The organism is Streptomyces sp. OfavH-34-F (assembly GCF_022347745.1).
In the GTDB taxonomy this organism is placed as follows: Bacteria; Actinomycetota; Actinomycetes; order Streptomycetales; family Streptomycetaceae; genus Streptomyces.
The window spans coordinates 15,877-32,652 of the sequence record NZ_JAKRGC010000021.1 but is presented as its reverse complement, the minus strand read 5'-3'; the positions used below and the strand labels follow the sequence as shown (position 1 = coordinate 32,652).

General features: G+C 69.8%; 8 protein-coding genes and 1 tRNA gene. 5 read left to right on the top strand and 4 right to left on the bottom strand.

Translation table 11 applies throughout. From position 1 onward, the window contains the following. Nucleotides 1-156: 156 nt before the first annotated feature. The 5 genes from tmk to MHW47_RS06570 all read left to right on the top strand — a co-directional run bounded on the left by tmk (nucleotide 157) and on the right by MHW47_RS06570 (nucleotide 8,225). Complete coding sequence (tmk, locus tag MHW47_RS06590; protein WP_239221689.1) at nucleotides 157-3,636, top strand: dTMP kinase; 3,480 nt, start codon at nucleotides 157-159, stop codon at nucleotides 3,634-3,636. 161 nt (nucleotides 3,637-3,797) lie between these two features. Beyond that, a complete protein-coding gene (locus MHW47_RS06585; RefSeq protein ID WP_239221688.1) occupies nucleotides 3,798-5,003 on the top strand; it encodes a DNA polymerase III subunit delta' in 1,206 nt (401 codons plus the stop codon). A 95-nt stretch (nucleotides 5,004-5,098) separates the two neighbouring features. Continuing rightward, nucleotides 5,099-6,649, top strand: a complete 1,551-nt coding sequence (locus tag MHW47_RS06580; RefSeq protein WP_239221687.1) for an alpha/beta hydrolase — start codon at nucleotides 5,099-5,101, stop codon at nucleotides 6,647-6,649. A gap of 125 nt (nucleotides 6,650-6,774) precedes the next feature. Then, nucleotides 6,775-6,851: transfer RNA gene (locus MHW47_RS06575), tRNA-Thr, on the top strand. Nucleotides 6,852-7,034: 183 nt separating this feature from the next. After that, complete coding sequence (locus MHW47_RS06570) at nucleotides 7,035-8,225, top strand: toll/interleukin-1 receptor domain-containing protein (protein ID WP_239221686.1); 1,191 nt, start codon at nucleotides 7,035-7,037, stop codon at nucleotides 8,223-8,225. Nucleotides 8,226-8,248: 23 nt separating this feature from the next. On the opposite strand, the gene MHW47_RS06565 is transcribed toward MHW47_RS06570, so the two are convergent. Genes MHW47_RS06565 through MHW47_RS06550 form a run of 4 tightly spaced genes read right to left on the bottom strand, consistent with a single transcriptional unit; the run spans nucleotide 8,249 to nucleotide 16,615 of the window. After that, nucleotides 8,249-10,744 (bottom strand): RNaseH domain-containing protein, encoded by a 2,496-nt coding sequence (locus MHW47_RS06565; RefSeq protein WP_239221685.1) that lies wholly within the window; start codon nucleotides 10,742-10,744, stop codon nucleotides 8,249-8,251. Further along, the gene (locus MHW47_RS06560; protein ID WP_239221684.1) at nucleotides 10,738-13,962 is read right to left on the bottom strand and encodes a hypothetical protein; all 3,225 of its coding nucleotides are present in this window, start codon (nucleotides 13,960-13,962) and stop codon (nucleotides 10,738-10,740) included. Before MHW47_RS06560 ends, MHW47_RS06565 begins: the two co-directional genes overlap by 7 nt. A 41-nt stretch (nucleotides 13,963-14,003) precedes the next feature. Further along, nucleotides 14,004-15,146, bottom strand: a complete 1,143-nt coding sequence (locus MHW47_RS06555; protein WP_239221696.1) for a hypothetical protein — start codon at nucleotides 15,144-15,146, stop codon at nucleotides 14,004-14,006. An 8-nt stretch (nucleotides 15,147-15,154) separates the two neighbouring features. After that, nucleotides 15,155-16,615 (bottom strand): PD-(D/E)XK nuclease family protein, encoded by a 1,461-nt coding sequence (locus MHW47_RS06550; RefSeq protein WP_239221683.1) that lies wholly within the window; start codon nucleotides 16,613-16,615, stop codon nucleotides 15,155-15,157. Between the last annotated feature and the right edge of the window lie 161 nt (nucleotides 16,616-16,776).

Here is a 16,776-nt window from a genome sequence, read left to right as displayed (position 1 = left end):
GCCTGCGGCGGGCCTCTTCCCCTTCCCACCCCTCCCCGAAACCGGGGCCCTGCCTCGGATCTTCGCGCCTCGAACGGCGGCTTGGCCGCAGCGGGCCGGGCCGCTGTTCGACGGGTGGGGCCACGGGAGATCGTGGCGTCCCGTTAGGCTGGGCGGATGACGCGAGCCGAGCAGCCAACGGTCGTGAGCCCCACCTCCGACACACTTGCCGCAGACTCACGCGAGCGCGCCGTACGAGCCCTGTTGCGCATCCCCCCGCTCAAGCGGCTGTGGAGCGCCCAGCTCATCGGCAGTACCGGCGATGCACTCGCCCTTCTCGTGCTGGTGTTGCTGTCGCTGCAAGCAGCGGTCCTCGAGGGCTCATTCGGGTCCGGGTACCGGGGGGCGGCCTTCGCCGTCGCCGCGGTATTCGGGGCCCGCATCATCTCCACCCTGCTTTTCGGGGCCGTACTCCTGGGGCCGCTGACCGCCCTCACCGCGCCCGGCGGGCCGGTCGACCGGCGGTGGCTGATGATCGGGACGGACGGGCTGCGGCTCGCGCTGCTGGTCGTCGCCCCCCTGTGGATCGACTGGACACCCGCCCACGCGCTGACGACGCTCCTGGTCACCGTGTTCGTGGCCGGGGCGGCCGAACGGCTCTGGACGATCGCCAAGGAGAGCGCGGCCCCGGCGCTGCTGCCCCCGCCGCCGATCGAGGGCGCTGCTGTGCGCCCGCTGCCGGACCACCTCGACCCCCTGCGCAGGCTGTCCCTGCGTACGGACTTCGCCGCCGTTCCGCTGGCCGCGGCCGTTCTGCTGGTCGCCACGTTCGTGGGCAGGCTGCTGGGCTCCGGCCTCGACTGGTTCTCCTTCCACCAGGCGGCCCTCGGCTCGTACGTCGCGGCCGGGCTGTTCTCCGCCTCCATCTCCACCCTGTACTTCCTGACGCTGCCCGCCACGCAGACGCCCCGGCCGCGCTCGCCGCTGGAGGGGTTGCGCCGGCCGTCGAAGGGGAACGGGCCCGAGAAGGGCCGTACCGGCGCCATCCCGCTGGTCGTCGCCACCTGCGCGGCGGTCGCCGGAGCCATCGCCACGGCGGCCGCCGTCGCCGTGCTGCACGGCAGTGACCTGGCCGGCGGCCCGGTCACCCTCGCCCTGCTGATCCTGGCGCTCACAGGCGGTACGGGTGTGGGCATCCGTACGGCGGAGAAGGTGCTGCCCACGCTGTCGCGGCGGCGGATGCTCTCCCTCGCCACCGCCGTCACCGGCCTCGCCCTGCTGGCCATGGGCCTCGTACCGGACACCACCACCGTCGTCCTGCTCGCCGTACTCGCCGGGTACGCGGCCGGGGTCGCCGCCAACACCGGTCACATCCTCATCGACCAGGAGACCGAGGAATCCCGCCGGACCAGGATGGCCGAGCACCTCCAGGCCGTCGTCCGGGTCCTCATCGCGCTCGGCGCGGTCGGCGGCCCCCTGGTCGCCGCCGCCATCGGCACCCACCGGCTGACCGTCGGCGACTCCGTCTTCGCCCACGGCGGCGCCGCGTTCACGCTGATGCTGGTCGGCGCGCTGCTGCTGCCCGTCGCCGTCATCGTCCTCGCGAAGACGGACGACCGCTCCGGCGTCCCGCTGCGGCGCGACCTGCGCGAGGCGCTGCGCGGCGGCGACCCGGCCGTCGCCCCCGCCGCGAGCGGATTCTTCATCGCTCTGGAGGGCGGCGACGGAGCCGGCAAGTCCACCCAGGTCGACGCGCTCGCCTCGTGGATCCGGGCCAAGGGCCACGAGGTCGTCGTCACCCGTGAGCCGGGGGCGACCCCCATCGGCAAGCGGCTGCGTTCCATCCTGCTCGACGTGTCGTCGGCCGGGCTCTCCAACCGGGCCGAGGCCCTGCTGTACGCCGCCGACCGTGCCGAGCACGTCGACTCGGTGGTCCGCCCGGCGCTGGAGCGCGGCGCGGTCGTCATCTCCGACCGCTACATCGACTCGTCCGTCGCCTACCAGGGCGCGGGCCGCGATCTGGCGCCCACCGAGATCGCCCGCATCTCGCGCTGGGCGACGGGCGGACTCGTACCGCATCTGACCGTGCTCCTGGACGTCGCTCCGGAGACCGCGAGGGAACGGTTCACCGAGGCGCCCGACCGGCTGGAGTCCGAGCCGCCCGAGTTCCACGCCCGCGTGCGCGCCGGCTTCCTGACGCTGGCGGCCGCCGACCCGACGCGCTACCTCGTGGTGGACGCCGGCCAGGAGCCGGAAGCCGTCACCACCGTCGTACGCCACCGCCTCGACCAGGTCCTGCCCCTCTCCGAGGCCGAGATCAAGGCCCGCGAGGAGGCCCGCAAGGCCGCCGAGGAGGAGGCCAGGCGCCGCGCCGAGGAAGAGGCCGCGCGCAAGGCGGAGGAGGAGCGCCTGGAGCGGGAGCGCCAGGAACAGCTCGCCAAGCTGCGCGCCGAGGAGGAGGAGCGCAAGCGCCGCGAGGAGGAGGAAGCACGCCGCCGCGAGGCCGAGCGCCAGGCCGAGGAGGCCAGGCAGCGCGCCGAGGAGGAAGCCCGGAAGCGCGCGGAGGAAGAGCGCAAGCGTGCCGAGGAGGAGCGGCAGCGTGCCGAGGAGGCCCGCCGCGTCGCCGAGGCCGAGCGGGCCCGCCGTGAGGCAGAGGAAGCCGCCTACGAAGCCGAGCAGGCCCGGCTGCGCCGTCAGGCGGAGGAAGAGGCCCGGCAGCGCAAGGAGGCCGAGGCGCAGCGGCTGGAGAAGCAGCGCAAGGCCGAGGAGGCACTGCTGAGGGCCGAGGCCGCCCGTCGCAAGGCGGAAGCGGAGGCCCAGGCGCAGGCCGAGGCGGAGGCGCGTGCGCGGGCCGCGCGCGAGGAGGAGGCCCGTGCGCGGGCCGCGCGGGAGCAGGAGAGCGGGCTGCGGCAGGAGGCCGACGACCGCCGGGGCGGGGCGTCCTCGCCGGGTGGGTCCGGGGCGACCGGGGCCACTGGTGCGGCTGGTGCGTCCGGGGCTGCGGGTGCGTCCGGCGCCTCCGGGACCGGTAGCGGGGCGTCCTCTTCCGGTTCCTCCCGTGCCTCCGGGTCCTCACCTGCCTCCGGGTCCTCCCGTTCGGCGAAGCCGTCCTCGCCCTCCTGGGCGCGCGACGAGCCCACCGGGCCGGACAACGAGCTGACGGTGCCCACCCCGATCGTCGACCCGAACGAGATCACCCAGCCGGTTCCCGCGCCCGTGGATCCGGAGGACTCCGGGTCGCGCGGCGGATCGTCGCGGTGGTCGTCCGACGACGAGACGACCGTGATCCCGAAGATCTCGGACGCGCCCGAGCCCCCCGGCGCGGCGGACGAGACGACGGTGCTGCCCGCGGTGCGCGACACCGGTCGCGACGCCGCACGGGAGCCCGACCCGGCGGACCGGGTGCCGCGCGGCATCTTCCGGGACGAGCGGCCGGCCGACAGCGACAACGAGCGGACCCGCGAGCTGCCGCAGATCACCGACCCGCACGCGGACCCGCGGCAGGCCGAGGACCGGCGCTCCCGGCGGCCCCGGTCCGACTGGGCGGAGGAGACCCCGCTGGACGACCTGCCGAGCCTGGCCGACGAGCTGCTGGGCGGCTACGACGACGAGGGCCCGGAATCCTCGGGCGGCCGGGGGCGCGGGCCGCGCCGCTGACCGGGTCGGACCCTTACGGGAGAACCACGAGAGAACGCCGATGGTCCCGCACCTTTCCCTGGTACGGGGCCATCGGCGTCCGCGTTGTCGTAGGCGTCCCCCACAATGGAGACCGGAGCGACGAGAGCCACGCGTCGTGCGAGGGGAAGGGGCGGTGACCCATGTCCGTATGGGACGACCTGGTCGGCCAGGACCGGGTGCAGGAGCAGCTGAGCGCCGCCGCTCGCGACGCCGACGCGCTGGTCACGGCCGACACGGCGGGGGAGCAGGTGCCCCCCGGCTCGAAGATGACCCACGCCTGGCTGTTCACCGGCCCGCCCGGTTCGGGCCGCTCCACCGCCGCCCGCGCCTTCGCCGCCGCCCTCCAGTGCACCAGTCCGGACCGCGCGCTGGGCGGGGCCCCGGGCTGCGGCTTCTGCGACGGCTGCCACACCAGCCTCATCGGTACGCACGCCGATGTCGACGTGATCCGCACCGACCTGCTCTCCATCGGCGTGAAGGAGACCCGTGAGCTGGTGCGCCGCGCCCAACTCTCGCCGGCGGTCGGCCGCTGGCAGGTCATCGTCATGGAGGACGCCGACCGCCTCACCGAGGGCGCGGGCAACGTCCTGCTGAAGGCCGTCGAGGAGCCCGCCCCGCGCACGGTGTGGCTGCTCTGCGCGCCCTCGCTGGAGGACGTGCTGCCGACGATCCGGTCGCGCTGCCGCCACCTCACCCTGCGTACGCCGCCGGTGGACGCGGTCGCCGACGTCCTGGTCCGCAGGGACGGCGTCGACCCGGAGCGCGCCGCGGCCGCCGCCCGGGCCACCCAGGGACACATAGGCCGGGCACGACGCCTCGCCACGGACGAGCGGGCAAGGGCACGCCGGGCCGCCGTGCTGAAGCTGCCGCTGCGCGTCGAGGACGTCGGGGGATGCCTCAAGGCGGCGCAGGAGCTGATCGACACGGCGACGGAGGACGCCAAGCAGGCGTCCGAGGAGATCGACGCCAAGGAGACGGAGGACATGAAGGCGGCGCTCGGGGCCGCCGCCGGAGGCCGCATGCCGCGAGGGACGGCCGGGGTGATGAAGGAGCTGGAGGACAAGCAGAAGCGCCGCAAGACCCGCACCCAGCGCGACAGCCTCGACCTCGCGCTCACCGAACTGACCGGCTTCTACCGCGATGTGCTCGCCCTGCAGTTCGGCTCGCGGATCGCGATAGCGAACACGGACGCGCAGGACGCCCTGGACCGCGTCGCCCGCGCCTCCACCCCGGAGCGCACGCTGCGCCGGATCGAGGCGGTGTCGGCCTGCCGCCGTGCCCTGGACCGCAACGTGGCCCCGCTGCTGGCGGTGGAGGCGATGACGATGGCGCTCCGCGCCGGCTGAGGCCGGGACGACGGGTGCCGCGGCCTCCCTGGCGCCGAATCACCCGAAAGAGCCGGGAAACGGGTGGACGGTGCGGGGGCGGTTACGCTCCGGGCATGGACACCAGGCGCCCGCTCCGCACTCTCGCCCTCGCGCTCGGCACTGCCGGCCTGCTCGTCTCCGGGTGCAGCGACGGCGGCTCGTCGTCCGGCGCGGCGTCCTCCGCCGAGGCCGCGTCCGCCTCGCCCTCGCCCGTACCGGCCGCCCTCAAGCGGTACTACTCCCAGGACCTCAGCTGGCGGGACTGCGGGGTCAGCGGCTTCCAGTGCACGACGATGAAGGCGCCGCTCGACTACGCCGAACCGGACGGCGGCGAGATCGAGCTGGCCGTCTCCCGGAAGAAGGCGACCGGGCCCGGCAAGCGGATCGGCTCCCTCCTGGTGAATCCGGGCGGCCCAGGCGGTTCGGCCATCGACTACCTCCAGGCCTATGCCGGGATCGGCTACCCCGCGCAGGTGCGTGCCCGCTACGACATGGTGGCGATCGACCCGCGCGGGGTGGCGCGCAGCGAGCCCGTCGAGTGCCTGACGGGGGCGCAGATGGACGCGTACACCCAGGTCGACCAGACCCCGGACGACAAGGCCGAGGTCACGGAGCTGGGCGCGGCCTTCAAAAAGTTCGCGGCCGGCTGCGAGAAGCGCTCCGGCGAGATCCTGCCGCACGTCTCGACGGTGGAGACGGCCCGCGACATGGACATGCTGCGCGCGCTGCTCCGCGACGAGCGCCTGAACTATGTGGGGGCGTCGTACGGGACGTTCCTGGGGGCCACGTACGCGGAGCTGTTCCCCGGCCGGACCGGCCGCCTGGTCCTGGACGGGGCGATGGACCCCTCGCTCTCGTCCGAGGAGGCGAACCGGGACCAGACGGCGGGGTTCGAGACGGCGTTCCGGGCCTTCGCCGAGGACTGCGTGCAGCAGGCGGACTGCCCGCTCGGCACCACGTCCGCCTCCGACGCGGCGGACCGCCTCAAGCGGCTGTTCGCGCGGCTGGACGCGAAGCCGGTCCCCACGGGCGAGTCCCGCGAACTCGGGGAGTCGCTCGCCACGACGGGCGTGATCGCCGCCATGTACGACGAGTCGGCCTGGCCCCAGCTCCGGAGCGCGCTGTCCGCCGCCGACTCCGGGGACGGCGCCGGCCTGCTCGCCCTCGCCGACAGCTACTACGAGCGCGAGCCGGACGGGAAGTACGCGAACCTGATGTTCGCCAACGCCGCGGTGAACTGCGTCGACCTCCCGCCCGCCTTCGCCGGTCCCGAGGCCGTGGAGAAGGCCCTGCCCTCCTTCGAGAAGGCGTCCCCGGTCTTCGGCAGGGGCTTCGCCTGGGCGGCCCTGAACTGCGCCCACTGGCCCGTCCCGCCCACCGGCACCGCCCACCGCATCGAGGCCGAGGGCGCCGCCCCCATCGTCGTGGTCGGCACCACCCGCGACCCGGCCACCCCGTACACCTGGGCCGAGTCCCTCGCCGACCAGCTCTCCTCCGGCACCCTCCTCACCTACGAGGGCGACGGCCACACCGCGTACGGCCGCGGCAGCGACTGCGTCGACACGGCGATCAACGCGTACCTCCTGGAGGGCACGCCGCCGCCCGCCGACAAGAAGTGCACCTGACCCCGCCCGCCGTACCTCCCCGCTGACCTGCGGATACGGCCCCGCCGCCGGGCGGTTCGGAGCACCCCCGGAAACTGTGTAGACTTGGCGTCGCCGCTGATCGCATCATGGTGCGACAGGGCGGTGCCGCCTTAGCTCAGATGGCCAGAGCAACGCACTCGTAATGCGTAGGTCTCGGGTTCGAATCCCGAAGGCGGCTCCATGAGAACCCCAGGTTGATTTATTCAACCTGGGGTTCTTTTTGTTTCGTGGGGTCAGTGGCAGCCGATTCAGGTCGGTGCGGGAAAGTTGACAGATGTCTGACATTTGGTTGATGTCGGGACGTGCGGGGAGGGCAGGCCCCTAGTGTGGCGGCACCGGAGCAAAGCCACGGGAAGGGGATTCAATGAATGCGCAGAGCCGCGTCCGCGTCGACCTCACCGTTGTCCACGAGGGCGGCAGGCGAATGGATTCGGCGCCGGACGGCGTCAGTATCGGTGTCACGCAACTGCGTCGCTGGCAGGTGGATCGCATCGATGCCCCCATGGATATGTTCGATGGGTGCGAGGCGTATCTCGTCAAGATCAATTATGACCTCGAAATCAATCCGGACTCGCCTCCGATGCCTTGGTTCGAGGTTGCTTTTGATTTTCTCGCCGCCGAATCGGGGCGTCAGGTGGCTATTGTGGATGCCCTTCCTCGCTTCAGTACGTCTCCCGAGGTCGCTCGGCCCTATGTGCTCAATCGCTTCTTGAACTTTGTTCCGAGTGAGAGCGATGCATCTGCGCAAGTTCTTCTTCCGGCAAGTACGGACAGGGTCGATATGTTCGGTGCCGGCGGAAGCAGCGTGCGGTGGAGGCATGTGTCGCTCGACGGGACCGGTGTACGCCCCGGTTCGTACGCTGCTTGGGTCGTCCTGCTCATCCCCGCTGGGCAGGTTGAGCAACGGGTGGAGTTCTCCGCCCAATACGGCCTGGCGGTCCCTTCGGGTGTCGAGTACCGGCCTACTCAGCGCCCGGCTGCGTTCGTGCTGACTCTGGGAACTTCTGGGGAGGGTTCGGCAGGCGTGCGGCCTTCGCTTTCGGCCCCTGCCGAGGACACGAGCCGGGAGTACCAGCTCTCGGTCTTCATCTGTTACGCGCACGAATCCCTGAAGCACAAGGAGGCTGTTCGCGAATTTGGTGATCTCCTTTCTCGGCACGGGATCTTTGTGCACATGGATCAGAAGGCGGAAGGGCGGCGCATGGACTGGGCGACCTGGGCGTTGAAGACCAGCGGTGAGGTCGACTTCGTGATCGTCATCGCCTCGCCCCTGTGTCGCAAGGCATTCGACGGTGGTCTTTGCGGGACCGGGAATCCGGGGATTCGGAGCGAGGCACGGATCATCGGCGAGCGGCTTCACGCGAAACGCGACGAGTGGACCGCCAAAGTATTGCCCGTTGTCCTGCCTCATGAGTTCGTGGACAACATCCCTGAGATGCTGCAGCCATGGACGTCGGACCACTACGACATCAGAGAGCTCACCTCGGAGGGCATCCAAGGGCTGCTGCGGGCGATGAAGGGGGCATCCGAACCCTCCCGTCCGCTGCTCGGGTAGCTGCCGCTCGAGGGAGCAAGCCCTCAGTTTTCCTCACTCCACGAGGCTCGGTATTCGGGGTGATCGTCGTCGATCACGGTCGCCAGGTGGAGCGGGACGGGCATCTGCGTCCGGTCGTCCCAGGAGACGGCCTGTTCACAGAGGCTGGCCGTCAGAGCCGCCAACTGCTCGGGCGCCCATGACCCCGCGCTCACCACCACGATCTCCTTGCTCGTGTACGAGTGCCAAGGGACGGAGAGCTGAGAGGTCAGCCCGTCCGGCACGGTCCAACGTGTGTAGGACGCGCCCGTGGCGCCGCCCTTGGCCTTGAGCGTCACGGATCGGCCGGCGAAGAGCCAGTAGCGCCCGTCCGAGCCCGGCAACCGGTACACCTTGCGATCCGGTGCGGCGGGCTTGGCCGGGTCGCTCGGCATGTTCGCCTTCTCCCTTCGGGTGACAGGACGCCCGATCTCGCTGATCTTGGTGTTCAGGCGGACGACGGCGATATCGGCGCCGCCCGCTCTCACCGTGTCGCCAGGAAGCGGCCCGGCGTTCAACCGCACATTCTGAAGCCCCGGCCAGATGGTTCGGGTCGCTGCGGTATCCACGAAGATCACTACGGGAGTGCCGTCCGGGACCAGAGCGACCAGTTCACCGAGTGCGGCCTCGACCGCGTCCCGTGTCAGCGGAGCCTTCTCTTCGGTTCGCCCGAAGCGGGTGGTCCCGATGGGCCCGGAGTGAAAGTCCGCTACACCTTCGGCACCTCGCACCCACGCATGCTGCCGGTCGCTGTGGATCAGCACCTGGCAGTTCGCCAGGTCATCGGGGTCCACATACAACGCCACCATGGTCAGAACTAGCGGCTTGTGGTACCCGCCAGTGTGCTGCCTGCGGGCATGGATGCCGACCAGCAGGGTGTCTCTGCTCAGCCCATGAGGCCTTCCGCCCGCGATCACGGAGTCCAGTAGCCGCCGGTCCAGGACCCCTGCCGCACGAAGCAGGTCACGCAGAGCGGCCCTTGCGGAGTGCTTCTTGGTCTCGGCCCCAGCAGGGGTGGATTTCGGTGGCAGAACGGTGGGCTCGGTCGAAAGAAACTGGGTCGGTATACCCAAGTGCCCCAGTAGCCGCCGCAGATGAGGTTTCGCATCGATCTCGGGTCGCGGTGCGTCGGGATGGAACTCGGTTTCCAGCAAGGCGGCGACGAGGTGGTGGTCACCGGACGGGAGATTCAGCGAATCGAGGAGGGCGGCGCGATTCACGGTGTCGTGGGAGAGCAGCTCCGGGCAGCAGCGGATGACCACATCCATGCGTGCGTTGATACGGACGGGTCGCTCTCCGGGTCTCCTCTTTATGCGATGCCCGGTCAACTCCTCGACCTCGGCCAGCATGCGGTCACGCCCTTCGGGCGTGGCGTGGAGGCAGGCCAGCGTGACCTTTTGGAAACCGCTCGGCCCGACGGCGTCCGCCGGGAGGCCGTCGACCGGGTACTTCGTGGTGCGAGGCGCGAGCCTGATCCGCTTGTCCACCTCGTACGACAGCGGTACGAGCAAAGGCAGGGCTGACACGATGTGCTCGTGCAGGCGCAACATGAACCGGGGGCCGGGGCCGTTTCCCAGAGCATGGAAGCGGGTGCTCGACAGCTGGGGCCTGATCGCCCCCGGCACGAGCGGTAGCTCGTCAGGGATCTCCAGAGCGGACAACTGACATGCCTCGATGATCTTGGTGATGGCGGGATCGAGGTGGCTCCGCCACTCACCCGTCTGCTTGTCCAGGTGACGCCGCAGCGGAAGTCTGAGGATGGGAGCACCGACCTCGTTCCGGTCGATCCAGACGTTCTTCGCCCAGTCGCCCTGCGGGGAGATCCGGGAGAGGTGAGCGTCGAAGCAGAGGACGGGGTCCTCGACGCCGGCGCGGGTGGTCAGCCGTGCGGTCACCCTGTGCATACTGAATGCCGAACCGGCCCCCTTGACGAGAAGATCGCCGGGCTCCCAGGCCAACAGAGACCCGTCGGTGTCCATGGACAGGCGAACGGGCGTGCGTCCGTCGATCCGCAGCGGAGCCTCGGCCAGGCGTCGCATCACCTGCCACTCGGCCGTACGGAACATCCAACCGGGCATGACCGGAACCCGGCCCGGGCGGAACTTTACGAAGTCCACGAAGGAACGGGCCCGCTCCGGAGCGGGCAACAGCCCGGGGAGGATGAGTGCCCCCTTCCCGTCACGGACATGCCGTTCCCAGGCCCGTACAGAGACCCGGAGTCTGTCATCGAGGGCCGCGTCGGTGGTGACGAGCAGCATACGGCTGCCCGCGGAGTGCTCCTCCTCCGCCAGATCGTGTTCTCCGAACAGCCGGACGGGTTGCCCCGTAGCGGCGACCAGCCCGGTGGCCAGTGCGGAGTAGCGCGGTTGGCGCTGGTTTCCCCACCCGGGCAGGTTCTCCCATGCCTTCGCAAAGTCGGAGGTGAGCGGGTAGGCGGTGATGGAGCCCAGCAGGGAGTCCATGTCCTGTCGCGGGACGCGGTAGGCCAGGGTGATCAGCACGGGAAGTCTCCGTCGGTGGGGTGTTCCGCGTATGTCAGGAAGGCGTCGAGGGTGGTGCCGTAGTACTGCCGCATCGCGGCCAGGGAACCCTCATCACGCCATTTGTTCCGTAACTTGAGAATCAGGGTGGCCAGATCCGTGCCGCCCTCGGGGTCGAGCATGGCCCCATCCACCAGATGCAATGTCGTATCGGTGCCGCCGCGCCGTGCCCGGCCGATGAGCTGCACGGCCCCATTGATGATTTCCGCCATCACGCCGAGCTTGACGTCGAGCGGCTGGGCCTGGAAATAAGGAGGACGGCGGATGATTTTGTCGAGGTACTTGCCGGCTACCTTGCGGCGCAGTGCGAGCAGAGCCCGCGGGTCGCTGGAGGGGCCGCGGTGCTTGCTCAGGGCTCGTGCCTGAATATGGGCGACGAGTTCCGCAGGTTCGTCGATCAAGGGGATCGGGCGGACGATCAGCCACACCGAGCCCAGTGCGGACTTGTCGTCCTCCCCGATGATGTTCACGCCCCGTTGCACCCTCGCGAGGGGAGCGATCAGGATGTCGGCGCCCTCGACGGCGGGGAAGGATTCCAGCCGGTCGGCCGGCAGCTCCCTCCACCGGCCGAGGTCCACACCCGCCTCCCGCCCCCCGGCATAGGTACCTGGCCGGACTGCCAGACAGACGCGTGTGGAGTCGACGCCGGCGGTGAACAGTCCCTCCGCGACGTGCCGCGCCGCCTCGTAGGACGTGGTGGCGAGAAGGACGCGGGCACGCTCCCGCGTGCGGTCGTCGGCCCTGAGCCGTTCCAGCTCGCACCGAAGGTGCTTGTTCCACAGCGCCGTGGCGACGTTCTGGGTCGCCACGGCGCGTTCGGCTCCTTGCCGGCCCGAGATCCGGCGTGGTCGTCCTTCCTCGTCGTCGATCCGTGCCGGAAGGACGCGCACGGCGTTTTGCTGGTCGTCCGCCACCCACCACTTCGGGGTGGTGTGGACATGGTGATGTGGTGCGCGGGGGAAGTAGGAAGTGGCGGACATGCCCAGCACGATGCGGCGGACTCCGGCATGGCCCAGGGCGGTGATGTCACCGAGACCGACGGTGTAGGTGTGCGGGTCACCTCCGAACGCGGCCGTCGAGAGGCGTGCCGGCTGGCCTCCGGTGTCGTCGTAGTACTCGGTGAAGGCGAAGACGAGCCTCCCCAGCGGTCCGGTGGGGGTGACGCGCCAGCGGCCGTAGGTGCCCAGGGCGTCCGCGATGTCCTGCGCCGACTCCACTCCGATATCCACCAGTTGGGCGTTGCTCGCCATGAGCCGGTGCAGGAAGATCCGGATGCGTTCGAGAATGGCACGGCGGAGAATCCGGTTGACGACCTTGGTCCGCTGTTCCTCGGGCAGGTGCTTGACGAGCCGTTCCAGGGCGTCGCGTGCCGCGGGCAGGGACAGTCCGCCGGACCCGCCAGTGACCACCGATGCCAGGTGCTGCCGTGCCGCCGCGAAGGATTTGGGCTCATCGTGGTGGGGCTCCATCTCCTCCAGGAAGAGCGAACGGAACATCTTCACCTGCTTCCGGCTGACCTTCTCGGCGTCGAGGTCGAACAGCCGGGCGGTCAGCCAGTTGTCCCACCGTCTCGGCACCATCCAGTAGCGCCCCGGCCCCCGGGGGCGTCGTCCCTTGGGAGGGGCGGTGGCGCCGAGGCGTTCGTAGGTCAGGTGGCTCACGTAGTTCTCGGACAGGTAGCGCAGGGTCAGGTAGGAGTCCCGGACACTGGCGTCGACTTCGTCTCTGAGCCGTCCCGATGTGGCAGCGAAGTCCTGGTCGAACTTGCGCAGGGGCGTGTTCACCCGTCCGGCGTGGTCGAGGACGAGCTGTCGGCCGGCGTGATCGATGGCCGTGCTCTGGAAACTGTCCACCTCATCAATGACGATGATCTGGCAGCGCCGCATCAGCAGTTCCTCCACGGGCAGACGGTCGTCACCGCCGTATCCGTCCTCCACCGGAGCCTGGAGCACTCCGAGCAACAGGTTGGCGTGTGAGGTGACGATGATGTCCGCGGTGCATGCCTGACGCACGGCCCGAAAGCGTCCGCAGGTGGTCCGCCAGGGGCAGGAGACGGTGGTGGCTTTGCCGCGGGAGGGCTTGCGCAGTTTGGCGCACGGTTCACTGCCCGGCTGCCAGCGGTCGATGGACTCGTCGGACCCGGCCAGAGCCGCGAGCGCGCAGCCGTATCCGAAGCGCTCCCAGATCCAGTCCGCGTCCGGGCCGTCGTCCCCGGTGGCGCGGGCGGCTGCGGTCTCCGCCACTTTGATGAGCGACCGGGGCGAGACGAGCGGGACGACGCCACCGCTCGACTCCACCCCACACATCCGCATGGCCGTTTCGATGTCGTGGGCGGTCCGTACGACGTCGGCGTTGGTCGGCAGTACGAAGGCCACGGAGATTCCGTGGTCGGCGGCCCAGCAGGCGAAGGTCTCGATGAGTACGACCGACTTGCCGAAGCCCGTGTAGGCAAGGAGTTCGTTGAGGTTGCCTGCCGTCAGGTCCAGCCCGCCGACTCTCTCGTTCCGGTGGGAGCGGATCTGTTGGATGAAGCGGTCCACCGCCTTCTCGCGGTAGGCGCTTCGGCCGCGGTGCAAGGCCTGCTGATCGATGCGCCGTGCGATCTCCTTCAACTCGTCGAAGGGGACCAGACGATCGTTGAGGGGCGGGGCGTCCCGGACGACGGGGATCGGTGGCCTGGGGTCGAGGTGATGGGGACGGATCTCGTAATGGAGATCGACGAATGTCTGCTGCCGGCCGTCCGGAGCGGTGACGCCGGTCGTGGTCATGTGGGTGCCGGTCTGGGCGGAGGCCGTCACGTGGTTCTTCGCCGCGTACAACTCGTCGAGTTCCCGCAGGAACCCGTCGACGTAGGCGGGAAGGGCCATGCCGGGGTCCACGACGATCTGTCCCTCGCCTTCCTGTCCGTCGTCCAGGCTGCAACCGGGTATGCGGCTGCTGCCGAGCAGGCTGTCCAGGATCGGTCCGGCGGCCTCCGCGTTGGCCATCTGGTTGGGGCGTCGGCGCAGCAGTCTGGCGAAGCGGCGTGCGTCGGCATCGGGGAGGTCGCGCCAGCCGGACCAGTCCGAGATGTGGCCGTCCAGCACGTAGAGCACGTCGTCCCGGGTGGTGGTCCGCCTGAATCCGCTGCCCTCCTCGATGGGGAAGAAGCCGGCGGCCAGTCCGATCGCGGCGCCCATGAGGCGTGGAAACACCTTTTCCGCATGAGGCGTGTTGATGTTCATGAGGTCCTCAGTGCTCGTCTGATCTCGGTGCAGAACTTCGTCTCGGTGGTGACGTTCAGCGAAGGCAAGGCGGCCCGCAACGTCTCCCACTGGTACTCGTGCGTCTGTGGCAGGAGAATGCGGGCGCTGGGGGCCTTCGCCCGGAGGTCGGCGATCAGCCGGTGAGGTGACCGGTACTCCTTGACGTCGACCCGGAACTCGGCCTTCCCGGCCGTGACACGCAGGTCGTACCGGTCGAGTTCGGGCCAGAGCGCGACGGATGCACCGAGCTTTTCAAGGCGTTGCGCGATGCGGAGCTCACTTGCTCCAGGAACGACGACGAATCGCCAGACGCCGTGGTCCACGCACTGTGCTCCGGCGCCCGGCCGGGGAGCGGGCGTGGTGGATCGTGGGCGTCCTTCGTCGACCCTGCTCAGGGACGGGCGGGACCTGGGCGTCCTGGCTTCCGCAAGCCGGTAGACGTTGGCGTGGGGGATGTACCGGCAGCGTACGGTTGTTCCGGTCACTGCCATGGGCCAGCGGCATACGGGGCAGGGCCACCACCAGGTCTCGCCGCCGGCCGATCGGTGGAGGTGGTCGGCGGGGATAGCGGTGTATCCGCCCGGCGGGGGTCTTACTCCGGACTCGCTGACGAGTTCGCGCAACGATTCCCCGGAATCGGCTGGGTGTTCGATGAGGAATCGCCGGGACGTGATGTAACCCTCCTGGCTGTTGTCCTGGAACAACGATTGGAAGGTTTCGCCGCGAATCCGGTCGGATTGCATTCTTGTCCAGGTGGGCATCCACTCCAAGGCTGTCGGATTGCCCACCGGAAGCGCATACTCGCAGGCCAGGTCGTATGCGGCGGAGGTGAGCCGGTCCTCGTCGTCGAGCAGCACCGTACGAGCGATCTCCCCGTCGGCGCTTTCGGCGAGTGCCGGTAACAGTCCGAGGCGGCGGCGTAGACAATCGACGAGCTCCAGGGGCGTCGTGGGGCCGAGTCCGGGTCCGTGCGCTTCCATGACGACTCCGGTCATTCGCGCGACCTCACGCATGGCATCACTCTGTCGGCCCCGGGCCGTCCATGCGTACGCGGCTCGCAGAGCTGCTGCCACTACGCGGTGTGCGCGCTCCGCGGGATCGTCCCGTGGACCGGTCATCCAGTGGCTCATGCGCTTCTCCCCGAAGCCGCGTCGGGGCACCAGCGTGTGAAGGGACAGTCCTCGCATGCCTTGCCTGCTCTGGCGGGGTATCGGATGTCGGCGTGCCAAGGGGCCACGTACGGGGTCAGGGCGGCCCTCGCCCGAGCGATGATGTCGGGGGCCGCGGCATCGATACTGGTGACGACCGGGCCGCCGGCCGTCAGCCGTTCCAGCTCCACCGCGCAGTGCCTCTTGCCGGGCAGCGCTTCGGTCCCGGCGAGCAATACGGCCAGAGCCAGTTGAGGGTACTGGTCCAGCAGATCCCCCTGATCGAGGAACCTGCTGGTCTTCGTCTCGCGCAGGGTCCACCGATCGCCCGCCCGGTAGATCAGGTCGGGTTTGCCGATGACGACGACCTCGGCATCGGCGTCGTAGGCGACAACTGTCCGCTCCGGCTGGACCTCCATGTCCTCGGGCTGTTCCCGCAGCGGACAGGTGAGGGCATGATCACCGATCATCTGGATACCGAGCCGGGCCTGGAGTCCGGTCAACGACCACTGCCGGTACTGCCACGCTTCGGACGGGCCGGGTACGTCGTCGGGTTCACAGGGACGCGGCGGTGTACGGCGGTGCCGGTCCTCGATCCATGCGTGTACGGCGTTGCCGCGCGCTATCGCTTCGGTGTCCTCGGCCGGGGTGTCCCTCGGCAGGAACAGGGACTGCAGGTAGGAACGGGCCGGGCACCGGTGATGGGTGCGTCCCGTCGTCATCGACCATGCGCGGCGAGGGCGGTCCGAACTGCCTGGACCCAGGAGGCCGGGTGTGGACGGGACCGCGGGGCAGGAGGCGACGGCGTCGCACCTGCCGCAGTCCGATCCGGGTCGGTACGAGCCGCCCGCGATCATCTGCTCGATGCGTGCTTCCACGCCCTCGTCGTAGCGTGCGTACGCCGCCTCGCGACTGCCTTCGAAGAGGATGCGGTGGGAGGCGTCGGTGCAGCCGATCTCCACGAGGCGTACCAGTCGTGCCGGTTCGAAGGTCCCGAGCCTGAGCGGCTCCCCGCCCCAGTGGTTGGACAGCACCGGACGGCCGCTGGCCAGGACACCCACCGCCACGGCGATCTCCGCCTCGTCCCGCGGCCGGCCCTCCACGGGTTCCTTGCACAGGATGCGCAGTTCACGGACCCCGTGGCCGGCGTAGCGCCGTTCCATGACCATCTCCTCGTGCACGTCGGGAGCACCTGGCTTGAGCGGCCCTCGCTGCCGGGCCCATAGGCGCGACACCGGTTCGAGCACTTCGCCGGGGAGCGACCCGGCGGGGGCCGGCAGAGCGGCGACGGCGGCGAGGTATCCGTGGACGGCGTGTTCGGTCCATTGGGCGAGCGCGGGATGAAGAGAAGTGTGATCGGCCCGCCAGGTTGCCAGGGCGTCTTCCGGAGCCAGCCGCTTGAACTCGATGAGGTCCAGTACGCGGTGCAGCGGTCCCAATGCCCACCAGGTAGGGAGACGGGCGGTGGCGAACCTGCGTGGGCGAGGTGCGAAAGGACGTATTTCAGTCGCGAGTCGCTGAGGGCACCTTTTCTCAAAAAATCGAACATTGGCGGGTTTAATTCGAACGAGACGGTCGGATGTAAGTGATCCCCTGGATT

Bases quoted from the DNA above. Each gene is read 5' to 3' on its own strand.
- MHW47_RS06570 (WP_239221686.1), top strand. From the start codon at position 7,035: ATGAATGCGCAGAGCCGCGTCCGCGTCGACCTCACCGTTGTCCACGAG.
- MHW47_RS06555 (WP_239221696.1), bottom strand. From the start codon at position 15,146: ATGACCGGTCCACGGGACGATCCCGCGGAGCGCGCACACCGCGTAGTG.
- MHW47_RS06580 (WP_239221687.1), top strand. From the start codon at position 5,099: ATGGACACCAGGCGCCCGCTCCGCACTCTCGCCCTCGCGCTCGGCACT.
- MHW47_RS06585 (WP_239221688.1), top strand. From the start codon at position 3,798: ATGTCCGTATGGGACGACCTGGTCGGCCAGGACCGGGTGCAGGAGCAG.
- MHW47_RS06560 (WP_239221684.1), bottom strand. From the start codon at position 13,962: ATGGGCGCCGCGATCGGACTGGCCGCCGGCTTCTTCCCCATCGAGGAG.
- tmk (WP_239221689.1), top strand. From the start codon at position 157: ATGACGCGAGCCGAGCAGCCAACGGTCGTGAGCCCCACCTCCGACACA.